The organism is Amycolatopsis sp. NPDC054798 (assembly GCF_053611505.1).
In genome coordinates this window covers 1-12,362 of record NZ_JBSHAM010000078.1, presented here as the reverse complement: position 1 = coordinate 12,362, position 12,362 = coordinate 1, and the positions used below count along the sequence as shown (strand labels likewise).

General features: G+C 69.1%; 10 protein-coding genes. 4 read left to right on the top strand and 6 right to left on the bottom strand.

What is annotated here, in order from left to right:
* Window positions 1-18: 18 nt before the first annotated feature.
* Window positions 19-1,356, bottom strand: coding sequence for an 8-oxoguanine deaminase (locus tag ACWGIC_RS34360; protein WP_452080086.1), 1,338 nt, complete (start codon window positions 1,354-1,356; stop codon window positions 19-21).
* Window positions 1,357-1,424: 68 nt separating this feature from the next.
* Window positions 1,425-3,305 carry a molecular chaperone HtpG gene (gene htpG, locus ACWGIC_RS34355; RefSeq protein ID WP_452080085.1) on the bottom strand — a complete coding sequence of 627 codons (1,881 nt, stop codon included), beginning with the start codon at window positions 3,303-3,305 and terminating at the stop codon, window positions 1,425-1,427.
* Window positions 3,306-3,432: 127 nt separating this feature from the next.
* On the opposite strand from htpG, the gene ACWGIC_RS34350 reads away from it, so the two are divergent.
* Entirely contained in the window at window positions 3,433-3,852 is a 420-nt protein-coding gene (locus ACWGIC_RS34350; RefSeq protein WP_452080084.1) for a nuclear transport factor 2 family protein, read from the top strand.
* Between the two features lie 199 nt (window positions 3,853-4,051).
* On the opposite strand, the gene ACWGIC_RS34345 is transcribed toward ACWGIC_RS34350, so the two are convergent.
* Both ACWGIC_RS34345 and aceB read right to left on the bottom strand, forming a co-directional pair.
* Window positions 4,052-5,248 carry a DUF6986 family protein gene (locus tag ACWGIC_RS34345; RefSeq protein WP_452080083.1) on the bottom strand — a complete coding sequence of 399 codons (1,197 nt, stop codon included), beginning with the start codon at window positions 5,246-5,248 and terminating at the stop codon, window positions 4,052-4,054.
* Entirely contained in the window at window positions 5,248-6,822 is a 1,575-nt protein-coding gene (gene aceB, locus ACWGIC_RS34340; protein ID WP_452080082.1) for a malate synthase A, read from the bottom strand. The genes ACWGIC_RS34345 and aceB overlap by 1 nt, the downstream gene beginning before the upstream one ends.
* 108 nt (window positions 6,823-6,930) lie before the next feature.
* Between aceB and ACWGIC_RS34335 the strand changes: the two genes are divergently transcribed.
* The gene (locus ACWGIC_RS34335) at window positions 6,931-7,695 is read left to right on the top strand and encodes an IclR family transcriptional regulator (protein WP_409182459.1); all 765 of its coding nucleotides are present in this window, start codon (window positions 6,931-6,933) and stop codon (window positions 7,693-7,695) included.
* Here the strand turns inward: ACWGIC_RS34335 and ACWGIC_RS34330 are convergent.
* The gene (locus tag ACWGIC_RS34330) at window positions 7,688-8,194 is read right to left on the bottom strand and encodes a GNAT family N-acetyltransferase (RefSeq protein WP_452080081.1); all 507 of its coding nucleotides are present in this window, start codon (window positions 8,192-8,194) and stop codon (window positions 7,688-7,690) included. The genes ACWGIC_RS34335 and ACWGIC_RS34330 overlap by 8 nt on opposite strands.
* An 84-nt stretch (window positions 8,195-8,278) precedes the next feature.
* Window positions 8,279-9,610, bottom strand: a complete 1,332-nt coding sequence (gene ftsY, locus ACWGIC_RS34325; protein WP_452080080.1) for a signal recognition particle-docking protein FtsY — start codon at window positions 9,608-9,610, stop codon at window positions 8,279-8,281.
* 140 nt (window positions 9,611-9,750) lie between these two features.
* Between ftsY and ACWGIC_RS34320 the strand changes: the two genes are divergently transcribed.
* Window positions 9,751-10,965 (top strand): anhydro-N-acetylmuramic acid kinase, encoded by a 1,215-nt coding sequence (locus tag ACWGIC_RS34320; protein WP_452080079.1) that lies wholly within the window; start codon window positions 9,751-9,753, stop codon window positions 10,963-10,965.
* A gap of 9 nt (window positions 10,966-10,974) precedes the next feature.
* Window positions 10,975-12,362 (top strand): sodium:solute symporter (locus ACWGIC_RS34315; RefSeq protein WP_452080078.1); only part of this gene is annotated, 1,388 nt, incomplete at its 3' end.

Genomic DNA, 12,362 nt, shown 5'->3' with positions numbered 1-12,362 from the left:
GAGGACAGCCCACCGCGCTCAGCCTTCCCGCAGCCGAGCGCTCGCCTTCGCCAGTTCGTCCGCGATCACCGTCTCGTCCGCGGACTTCAGCCGCCCCCGGTCCACCACTGTCTTCCCGCCCACGAACAGCCTCCGCAGCGGCGGCGGCGCGGCCAGCACCAACGCCGCGACCGGGTCGTCGATGCCCGCGTAGTTCAGCCCGTTCAGATCCCACACCGCCAGATCCGCGAGCTTCCCGGCCTCCAGCGAGCCCATCTCCCGCTCCCGGCCGAGGCACCGCGCGCCGCCCATGGTCCCGAGCCACAACGCTTCCCGCGTGGTCAGGCCGGTCGGCCCGCCGCGTTGCCGGGCCTGCAGCAACGCCTGATGCAGCTCCTCGGCCAGCCCGCCGGATTCGCTCGAAGCCGCGCCGTCGACGCCCAATCCGACCGGCGCACCGGCGTCGAGCAGGTCCCGCACCGGGGCGATTCCGCTGCCCAGCCTGCCGTTCGACGTCGGGCAATGCGCGGAACCGGTGCCGGTCGCGCCGAACCGGCGGATCGCGTCCGGCGCGAGGTGCACGGTGTGCGCCAGCCAGACGTCCGACGCCAGCCAGCCCAGTTTGTCCGCGTACTCCGCGGGCGTCAGCCCGGTTTCGGCGAGGCATTGCTTTTCCTCGTCCTGGGTTTCGGCCAGGTGCGTGTGCAGCCGGACGCCCTTGCGCCGGGCCAGCTCCGCCGCGCCGGTCATCAGTTGCTCGGTGACGGTGAACGGCGAACACGGACCCGCCGCGATCTGCAGGTGCGCGCCCGGCGAGGCGTCGTGATAGCGGTCGATGGCGGCTTCGGTGCCGAGAAGCGCGTCCTCGGCGGTCTCGACCAGGCTGTCCGGCGGCAGCCCGCCGTCCGATTCGCCGCGGTCCATCGAGCCGCGGACCAGGTGCAACCGCAACCCGATCCGCTCCCGCGCGGCGACGAGCGCGGCCACTTGGTCGCCGCCATTGGCCGGGAAGACGTAGTGATGGTCGGCGACCGTGGTGCAGCCGCTCAGGGCGAGCCGCGCCATTCCGGCGGAGCCCGCAGCATGCGTGAGGTCCGCGTCCAGCTTCGCCCACACCGGGTACAGCGCGACCAGCCACTCGAACAGCGTGTGGTCGGCGGCGCAGCCGCGGGTTGCCCATTGGTACAGGTGGTGGTGGGTGTTCACGAGGCCCGGCGTGACGAGACAGCCGGCGGCGTCGACGCGTTCGTCCGCCTCGCCGGTGTAGGCGCCGTCGCCGACGGCTGCGATGCGGTCGTCTTCGAGGACGACGTGCCCATTGCGGTATTCGGGGCCGCTGACTGTGGCGATCGCGGCGTGTTCGACGACTGTCCTCATGCTGCCTCCGGAAGGTCTCGTGAGCGGCGACCCCGGTGAGAACCGGGATCGCCACTCACGAGTACCCGTCACAACGCCTTGGCCGCGCGATCCGCCACCAGGTTCAGGAACCGGCTCGGGTCGCTCAGCTCCCCACCCTCGGCGAGCAGAGCCATCCCGTGCAGCAGCTCCGCCGTTTCGGCCAGCGAGGCGTCCTCCGGGTGCTCGGCGAACGCCTTGCGGAGGCCGGTCACCAGCGCGTGCTCCGGGTTCAGCTCCAGAACCCGTTTCACCGGCGGCAGTTCCTGCCCCATCGCGCGGTACATCTTCTCCAGCGTCGGCGTCAGATCGCCCGCGTCGCCGACGATGCAGGACGGCGACGTGGTCAGCCGCGACGACAGCCGGACCTCCTTCACGGTGTCGGACAGCGTCGCCGACATCCACTTCAGCAGGTCTTCGTACTCGGCCTTCTTCTCCTCAGTCGTCTCGTCGCCGAGGTCGACCTCGCCCTTCGCGACCGACTGGAACGTCTTGCCGTCGAAACCGCTCACCGCGTCGGCCCACATCTCGTCGACCGGGTCGGTGAGGATCAGCACCTCGTACCCCTTGGCGCGGAACGCTTCCAGGTGCGGCGAGTTCTCGATCGTGGTGCGCGAATCGCCGGTCAGGTAGTAGATGTGCTCCTGGCCGTCCTTCATCCGCGACACGTAGTCGCGCAGCGAGGTCGGCTTCTCCGCGTGGTGCGTCGAGGCGAACGACGAGATCTCCAGAATCTGCTCCCGGTTCTCCGGGTCGTCGATCAGGCCTTCCTTGACCGCGCGGCCGAACTCGGACCAGAACGTCGCGTACTTCTCGGCGTCCTCGGTCATCATCGTCTTGACCGTGGAGAGGATCTTCTTCTCCAGCCGCCGCCGGATCGCGCGGATCTGCCGGTCCTGCTGCAGGATCTCGCGCGACACGTTCAGCGACAGGTCCTGTGCGTCGACGACCCCCTTCACGAAGCGCAGGTAGTTCGGCATCAGCGCTTCGCAGTCGTCCATGATGAACACGCGCTTGACGTACAGCTGCACGCCGCGCTTCGCGTCCCGCATGAACAGGTCCATCGGCGCGCGCGAAGGCAGGAACAGCAGCGCCTGGTACTCGAAGGTGCCCTCCGCCTGCATCCGGACCGTCTCGAGCGGGTCGGTCCAGTCGTGGCTGATGTGCTTGTAGAACTCGTGGTACTCCTCGTCGGAGACCTCGTCCTTCGAACGCGCCCACAGCGCCTTCATCGAGTTGACGGTCTCGAGACCTTCTTCGTCCTCACCGGTCTTGGCCATCTGGACCGGCCAGGTGATGAAGTCGGAGTAGCGCTTGACGATCTCGCGCACCTTCCACGGCGACGTGTAGTCGTAGAGGTGGTCCTCGTCGTCGGCGGGCTTGAGGTGCAGCGTCACCGAGGTGCCCTGCGGGGCGTCGGAGAGCGATTCGATCGTGTAGGTGCCCTCGCCGGTCGACTCCCAGCGGACGCCCTCGTCCGTGCCCGCGCGCCGGGTCACCAGGGTGACCTTGTCGGCGACCATGAAGCTGGAGTAGAAACCGACGCCGAACTGCCCGATCAGGTCCTGGCCCGCGGATTCCTTCGACTCCTTCAGCTTGCGCAGGAAGTCGGCGGTGCCGGATTTCGCGATCGTGCCGATCAGGTTGACGACGTCGTCCCGGCTCATCCCGATGCCGTTGTCGCGCACGGTGAGGGTGCGCGCGTCGGCGTCGAGGAGGATCTCGATGTGCAGGTTGTCGGTCTCGGCCTGCAGATCCTTGTCGCGGTACGTCTCCAGCCGCAGCTTGTCCAGCGCGTCGGAGGCGTTCGAGACCAGCTCGCGCAGGAAGATGTCCTTGTTCGAGTAGATCGAGTGGATCATCAGCTGAAGCAGCTGGCGCGCCTCGGACTGGAACTCCAGCGTTTCGACCGTCCCGGTTTCCTCAGCCATGTGTTTCCTTTCCCGCCCCTGAAAAGACCGGCGTGAAGTCTACCCAGGGCGACCGGCAGAACGTGCGGAGACCGCGAAGTCCGATTGCCGCCAGCGGCGCCCGCCCGGAATGGCGAGGCTGACGCCTGTGACTGATCCCGCTGCCGTGCTGCACGGCATGTATCGAGCCGAAGCTGAGTATTTCGCCGCGGGCGGCCCCGGCTCGGCTTCCTTCTCCCCGTTGGCCCCGTATTTCGCCGAGGATGTCGTACTGCACCAGGCTGCCGGACTGCCGTTCGGCGGCACCTGGCGGGGCCACGCCGGACTGGAGAAGTTCTTCCTCGCGATGGGCCGGACGTGGGCGTCGTTCGAGATCGGCGAGCAGGATTTTCTCGCCCTCGGCGCGACGTCGGTGGTGCTTACCCGGGTCCGCGCGCGGGCGCGGGCGACCGGACGGGAGCTGGAGTTTCCGATCCTGCAGGCGATCCGGATCGAGGGCGGGCGGATCGCCGAGGTGCGGCCGTTCTACTGGGACACGGCGGCGATCGCGGAGGGCTGCTCCAGCTGAGGCCTCGTGAGTGCCTATCCGGGTTAGGGCGTACCGCGTTCCGGCTGCCTACGGTTCAAGCGCCCCAATGTGGCATTGGGTGCGTGTGACGCACCCAATGCCACATTGGGGCGCACTACCGCCTCGCGACGCGCACATGCCGGAGAGGTTCCCGCCTCGTGAGTGCCTGCGCGGAGTAGCACAGGCACTCGCGAGAAGTTCAGGCTTGCCGCCGCGCGTACGCATCCAGCCGCGCCGCCTCGAACGGCAGCTCCGACTCCGCCAGCGCCCCGCACTGAAACCCGCCCAGCAGATACCGCGCCAGCGCCTCCGCCGTGGCAGGCTCATCGAGCACTCCCCCGGCGGTCTTCGACGCGTAGTCCTGCAACCGCTTGGCCGCCACCGGGGCACCCTCGCGATAGAAGGCGTACGTCGCCGCGTACCGGGTCGGCAGCTGGTGCGGATGCAGGTCCCAGCCCTGGTAAAAGCCGTTCTCCAGCGACCGCCGCACCAGGCGCAGGTGTTCCGCCCACGCGCCCGGCAGATCGTCGCCGATCGGGAGCCGGTTGGTCGAACCGTCCGACAGCCGCACGCCCGTTCCGGCAGCCGCGACCTGCATGAACTGCTTCGCGAAGTCCGCCGCCGGGTGGGCCATGCTCTGGTACGCCGCGCTGATGCCGAGACCCGCGCTGTAGTCGTAGGTCCCGTAATGCAGCCCGGAGCACCGGCCGTCCGCGGCCTGGATGATCCGTGCCACCGAGACCGTGCCGTCGGTCGAGAGAATCGACTGCGCGGTCTCGATCTGCACCTCGAACCGCAGCGAGCGGTCCGCCAGTCCGTACGCGGTTTCCAGTCGCCCCAACACTTCCGCGGCGACTTCGACCTGTTCGACCGCGGTGACCTTCGGCAGCGTCACCACGAATCCGTCCGGCAGCGATCCTTCGGACAGCAGGCCCGACAGGAACAGATCGAGCGTCCGGATGCCCCGGCGTCGCGTCGCGGCTTCGAAGCTCTTGAACCGGATTCCGACGAACGGAGTACCGCCGGTGGTCGCGAGTGTGCGCCCGGCGGTCTCCGCGGCCGCGTCCTCCGCTTCGTCGCCGGGATGGCCGAAACCGTCCTCGAAGTCGATGCGGAGATCCTCGATCGGCTCGGTGAGGAGCTTTTCGCGGACCCGTTCGTACACCGCCGGGTCGAGGTTCAGCAGGTCGCCGTGTTCGATGAAGACCCGCATCGCCTGTTTGCCCCAGTCGGCGACCAGACGCGTCCGGTACTGCGACGCCGGCACGTACACCGTGTGCACCGGACGACGGCCAGGAGACTCGCCGGGATACCGCGCCGCCACGCGCGCATCGGCCTCGGCCAAGCGCGCGTCGGCGGCGGTGTAGACGTCCTCGGCGAGTCGTCCGCCGCCCATTACTGGATGTGCTCGTACGCCGGCAGGGTCAGGAAGTCCGGGAACTCGTCGGCCAGCGCGACCTGCTCGAACAGCTCGACCGCGGGCTTCAGCAGATCGTCGGAGACCTCCGCGGCCAGCTCGCCGCGGACGTCGGCGACGACTCCGCGCACCAGCTCCGCGGTGACCTTCTCGCCGTTGTCCAGCTGCGTGCCGTTCTTGACCCACTGCCACACCTGCGACCGCGAAATCTCGGCCGTGGCGGCGTCCTCCATCAGGTTGTGGATCGCCGCCGCGCCGTTGCCGCCCAGCCACGAGGCCAGGTAGCGGATGCCGACGTCGACCGCCGCGCGCAGACCGGCCGCGGTGGCGCTGCCCGGCGTCGAGGCGACGTCCAGCAGCTGGTCGGCGGTCACGGTCACCTCGTCGCGGGTGCGGCCCAGCTGGTTGGGCTGGTCACCGAGGACCTTGTCGAACTCCTCCTTGCAGAGTGCGACCATGCCCGGGTGCGCGACCCACGAACCGTCGAAGCCGTCCCCGGCCTCCCGCGACTTGTCGGCGTGCACCTTTTCGAAGGCGCCCTTGTTGACTTCCGGGTCCTTGCTCGGGATGAACGCGGCCATGCCGCCGATCGCGAACGCGCCGCGCTTGTGGCAGGTGCGCACGAGCAGTTCGGTGTAGGCGCGCATGAACGGCGCGGTCATGGTGACCGAGTTGCGGTCCGGCAGCACGAACTTCTCGCCCGCGTCGCGGAAGTACTTGATGACGCTGAACAGGTAGTCCCAGCGGCCGGCGTTGAGGCCGGAAGCGTGCTCACGCAGTTCGTAGAGGATCTCTTCCATCTCGAACGCGGCCGGGATGGTCTCGATCAGCACGGTGGCGCGGACGGTGCCGTGCGGGATGCCGAGCGCCTTCTCCGCGTGCGTGAACACGTCGTTCCACAGCCGCGCTTCGAGGTGGCTTTCCATCTTCGGCAGGTAGAAGTACGGGCCCTTGCCGCGGTTGAGCAGCTCCTGCGCGTTGTGGAAGAAGTACAGGCCGAAGTCGACCAGCGCGCCGACGCCCTTGCGCCCGCCGAAGGTCAGGTTCCGCTCGTCGAGGTGCCAGCCGCGCGGGCGGACCACGATGGTGGCGTGCTCGACGTCCGGCTTCAGCTCGTAGTGCTTGCCGTTCTGGTCGAGCGTGATCGTGCCGCGGATCGCGTCGGACAGGTTGACCTGGCCGCCCACGACGTTCGCCCAGTGCGGCGTGTTGGCGTCCTCGAAGTCGGCGAGCCACACCTTGGCGCCGGAGTTGAGGGCGTTGATGGTCATCTTGCGATCGGTCGGACCGGTGATCTCCACGCGGCGGTCGCGCAGCGCGGGCGGAGCGCCGGCGACCTGCCAGTCGCCCTCGCGGATCTCCTTGGTCTCGGCCAGGAAATCGAGGCGGCCGGTGGTGCGGGCCTCCTCGCGCCGCTTGCCCCGCGCGACGAGCAGTTCGTCACGCCGCGCGGCGTACTCGTCGTGCAAGCCCGCTACGAAAGCGAGGGCTTCCGGCGTCAGAATCTCGTCCCCACGCTCGACGGACCCGCCGAGAACCTGGACCTCAGACATGCGCAACACCCCGAGTAGTGCTTTGGATAACGTCCCTACGGTTTTTACCTGACGGACTATAGTTTCTGCATAGCGGAACATCAATCGGGTCTGTGAGGAGGACCACTGGTGGCGGCTGAGAAGAGCGGACGAGACGGCGGCGTCCAGTCCCTGCAGCGCGCGTTCGAGCTGCTGGAGCACCTGGCGGACACTGGCGGCGAGGCCAGCCTGTCGGAGCTGGCGACCCTGTCCGGGCTGCCGATGCCGACGATCCACCGGCTGATCCGCACGCTGGTGTCGCTGGGCTACGTCCGGCAGAACACCAACCGGCACTACGCGCTCGGCGCCCGGCTGATCCGGCTCGGCGAGAACGCCAGCATGCAGTTCGGCGCGTGGGCGCGGCCGCTGCTGGTGGAACTGGTCGAGGAGGTCGGCGAGACGGCGAACCTGGCGGTGCTGGAACGCGACGAGGTGGTGTATGTCGCACAGGTGCCGTCGAAGCACTCGATGCGGATGTTCACCGAGGTCGGCCGGAGGTTGCTGCCGCACGGCACCGGCGTGGGCAAGGCGATGCTGGCGGAACTGCCCGCCGACGAGGTCGCGGCGCTGCTGGAACGCACCGGGATGCCCGCCTACACCGAGCACACCTTCACCGACCCTGACGCGCTGGCGGTCGAGCTGAAGAAGATCGCCGGACAGGGTTACGCGCTGGACGAGGCGGAGCAGGAACTGGGCGTGCGCTGCATCGCCGTCGCGATCCCCGGCGCCCCGGTGCCCGCCGCGGTGTCGGTCTCCGGCCCGTCCGGACGGCTGACGGCGGACGCGGTGAGCCACATCGCGCCGGTGGTGCAGAAGATCGCGGACCGGCTTTCGCAGCAGCTGCCGGTTACTTGAGTTCGCCCTTGAGATCGTCTTTGAGTTCGCCTTTGAGGAGGTCCATCAGCAGGCCGTCGTGCCAGGTCCCGTCGAGGCCCTGCTCGTAGTCGCGGAGGACGCCGACGCGGCGGAAGCCGAGCTTCTCGTACACGTGGATCGCGCGATGGTTGGCCGCCGCCGGGTCGATGGTGATCCGGTGGTGTCCCTGGTCGAACAGGCGCTGGGCGAGGATCCGGATCGCCTCCGCGCCGAGCCCGAGACCGTAGTGGTCCGGGTGCACGGCGAGGTCGATGCCGGCGTGGCGGTAGCGGGGTGTGGTTTCTTCCCAGCTTTGGATGATGCCGACGGTCTGGCCGTTGTGCTCGATGGCGTAGGCCTGTGCTTCGTCTTTGGCGAGGAGGCTGGCGGTTTCTTCGTCGGGATCTCCCCACCACTGCGTCACTTCCGGGGCGGAGAGGATCCCGTGGACTCTCGGCCGGTCGGCTTCGGTGAGCGGGCGGAGGATTACGCGGTTCACTGCATCGACTCCCACTGGCTGGCTTGCCGACGGCCTGCTGCAACGCGTCGGCGCTCTTGCCCAAGCTCTCTTTCGAGCCCTCCGTCAGCCCAGCAGAGCGTCCACGAACGCTCCCGGCTCGAACGGAGCCAGATCATCCGGCCCCTCGCCCAGCCCCACGAGCTTCACCGGCACCCCCAGCTCCCGCTGGACCTGGAACACGATCCCGCCCTTGGCCGTCCCGTCGAGTTTGGTCAGCACGATCCCCGTGACGTCGATGACCTCGGCGAACACCCGCGCCTGCGCGAGCCCGTTCTGTCCGGTCGTGGCGTCGAGCACGAGCAGCACCTCGTCCACCCGCGCCTGCTTTTCCACGACTCGCTTCACCTTGCCGAGTTCGTCCATCAGGCCGGTCTTCGTGTGCAGCCGGCCCGCGGTGTCGACCAGGACCGTGTCCACGCCCTCGTTGATGCCCTGCTTGACCGCGTCGAACGCGACCGCCGCCGGGTCCGCGCCTTCCTTGCCCCGCACGACCGAAGCGCCCACGCGCTCGCCCCAGGTCTGAAGCTGGTCCGCGGCGGCGGCACGGAAGGTGTCGGCCGCGCCGAGGACGACGGTTCCGCCTTGCGCCACCAGCACGCGCGCCAGCTTCCCGGTCGTCGTGGTCTTGCCGGTGCCGTTCACTCCGGCCACGAGGACGACCGCGGGCTGCTTCTTGCCGTCGACCTCGTGCGGCAGGGCGCGGACCGAGCGTTCGGCGTCCGTGGAAAGCGCCGCGGTCAGCACCTCGTGCAGCAGTTCGCGCGCTTCCCCTGAGGTGCGCACCGCGCGCCGGTTCAGTTCGTCGCGCAGGCGGTCCACGATCTGGGTCGTGGTGGCGGCGCCGAGGTCTGCCATCAGCAGCGTGTCTTCGACGTCCTGCCAGGAGTCCTCGTCCAGGTCGCCGCCGCCGAGGAGGCCCAGCAGGCTCTGCCCGAACACCGAGCGGGACTTCGACAGGCGGCCGCGCAGGCGCTCAAGGCGGCCGCTCGGGGATTCGATCTCCTCGATCGGCTCCACCGTTCCCGGGACGACAGCCTCGGGAGCTTCTTCCTCGACCGGCTCGGGGAGTTTGACGTCGCGCACCGTGCGCTGGTCGGAGTCGCGCGGGACCGCGGCGTCGTCTCCGACCGCGGGCTGGCCGTCGGTTTCCGGGCGGTCCTCGACGGGATGCTCGACGACCGGATCCGGAGCGGGCGCGGGTTCGGCGGCCGTCCCGCCGGGAGCCAGCGAGATACCGCCGCTCGCGGCGTACCCGCCGCCCTTCGGCTTCTCCTCGACCTTGCGCTGCTCGGCGATGCTGATCCGCCGCTTGCGCGCGATGAGCAGCCCGGACACCAGCACGGCGACCAGGACGACGACGGCGACGACAACGATCCAGAACCAGGTGCTCGACACGCCACCATCCTGTCATCCGCGTGCACAAGCCACCGGACACCCCACCGCGAGGCCAACGAGTAACGCGAACGGTTCCGATTCGGCCAAGACTCCACGAAGCGTCTTGCGCCACCCCTTCCGCGTTGACTAGACCACATCGGATGACCACCCCCGCCGGCCACTGTTTCCGCGTCCTCGGGCTGCTGTCCGGCACCTCCGTGGACGGGATCGACGTGGCGGTCGCCGAAATCCGCGAGGAAAACGGGACAGTCGTCCTCACCCCGCTCGGCGAACTCGACGTGCCCTATCCCGCCGACCTCCGCGCGGACCTCCTCGACGCCCTCCCGCCGCGGCCGAGCAGCGCACGGCAGCTGACCGTCCTCGACACCCGCGTCGGTCAGGCGTTCGCGGACGCGGCGGCGCGCGGAATCGCCGCGTACGGACCGGTGGACGTCATCGCCTCGCTCGGCCAGACCGTCTACCACTGGGTCGAAAACGGCGTCGCGCTCGGCACGCTCCAGCTCGGCCAGCCGGCGTGGATCGCCGAGCGCACCGGAGTGCCGGTGATCGCCGACCTCCGCATCCGCGACATCACCGCGGGCGGTCAGGGCGCTCCGCTGGCGAGCACGCTCGACGCGATGTGGTTGCGCGGCCTCGCCGAGGAGACCGGACGTCCGGTGGCCGCGCTCAACCTCGGCGGCATCGCGAACATCACCGTGGTCACGCAGGCCGACAACGTGCTCGCGTACGACACCGGCCCGGCGAACGCGTTGCTCGATCTCGCCGCCGCGCACGTGAGCGACGGCAAGCTGTCCGCCGACGTCGACGGGCGGCTCGCGCTCGCCGGTTCGGTCCGGAAAGACCTCCTCGACCGGCTGCTCGCCGACCCCTATTTCGCCGCTCCTCCCCCGAAATCCACTGGCAAAGAGCACTTCCACGGCGGATACCTTGACGCAGCCCTGTCCGGACTGCCGCCGTTGTCCCCGGAGGATCTGCTGGCCACGCTCACCGAACTGACCGCCGCGACGGTCGCCGCGGAATGCCGGCGGCACGGCGTCGCGACCGTAATCGCGTCCGGCGGCGGCGTCGCGAATCCCGCCGCCATGGCCGCGCTTGCCCGGCACCTGCCCGAAGGCGCCCTCCGCACCAGCGACGACCTCGGCCTCCCCGGTTCCGGCAAAGAGGCTTATCTGACCGCGCTGCTCGGCTGGCTGAGCTGGTGCGGCGTCCCGGCGACGCTGCCGTCGGCCACCGGCGCGAGCGGTTCCCGCCTGCTCGGCGCGCTGACGCCGGGTGCGGCTCCCCTGAATCTCCCCGCCCCGCTGGGGGGCGCCGCGACCCGGCTCCGGGTCGCGGAATCCGGGCAATCACGGTAGGAGAACCCCATGAATCCAGTCGATCTGGTGATCGTCATCGTGTACCTCGCGGCGATGCCGGTCATCGGCGTGCTGGTCGGACGCAGACAGAAGTCCGCGAACGACTACTTCGTCGGCGAACGCAGCATGCCGTGGTGGGCGGTCACGCTCTCGGTGGTGGCCACCGAGACGTCCACGCTCACCGTGATCTCCACGCCCGGGCTCGTGTTCGGCAGCGCGTTCCTGTTCCTGGAAGTCGCTTTCGGCTACATCATCGGCCGCGTGATCGCCGCGTTCGTGCTGCTGCCGCGCTACTTCCGCGGCAATTACGTGAGCGCGTACGAATTCCTCGGCCGCCGCTTCGGCCGCGGGCTGCAGGGCACCGCGTCGGTCACCTTCGTGGTGACCCGGCTGCTCGCCGAGGGGCTGCGGCTGTTCGCCGGGGCGATCCCGATCAAGGCGATCCTCAGCCACTACGGCATCCACACCGAGTACTGGCACATCGTCGTGCTGCTGACCGCGCTCACCGTGATCTACGCGTTCGTCGGCGGCATCAAGTCGGTGATCTGGGTCGACGTCATCCAGTGGTCGCTCTACATCCTCGGCGCGATCGGCGCGGTGATCTTCCTGTCCACGAAGCTGCCGTCCGGCTGGACGCAGATCGCTTCGAGCCAGGGCCGGTTCCAGCTGACCGACTTCGCGTCGAACCTGCTCACCAACCCGTACGCGTTCCTGTGCGCGGTGGTCGGCGGCGCGTTCCTGTCGATGGCTTCGCACGGTGCGGACCAGCTGATCGTCGGCCGTCTGCTGTCGTGCCGGAATCTGCGCGACGGGCAGCGCGCGCTGATCGGCTCGGCCTTCGTGGTGTTCGTCCAGTTCGCGCTGTTCCTGCTCGTCGGCGCGATGCTGTGGGTCTACACGGGCGGCAAGACCGGCGCGACGGCCACCGCGGTCGCGGCCGGGAAGATGTCCGGCGACGACGTGTTCTCCAACTTCATCGTCAACGACCTGCCGGTCGGGCTGGCAGGGCTGCTGATCGCCGGCATCCTGGCCTCGACCATGGGCGCGCTCGCGTCCGCGCTCAACGCGCTGTCCACCTCGACGATCGCCGACCTCTACCAGCGGTTCACGCACAAATCGATCGAGGACGCCAAGCTGCTCCGGCACGGTCGCATGTGGACACTCATCTGGGCGGCGGTGTTCGCGGTGTTCGCCTCGATGTTCACCAACTCGAAGGACCCGGTGATCCAGCAGGGCCTCGGGATCGTCGGCTACACCTACGGCGCGCTGCTCGGCTCGTTCTTCCTCGGCCTGCTGGTGCGCAAGGCCCGGCAGTCCGACGCGGTGATCGCGTTCGCCTGCTCGGTGGTCGGGATGGCGTTCCTGATCCTGTTCGTGAAATTCGACAAGGCGACCAC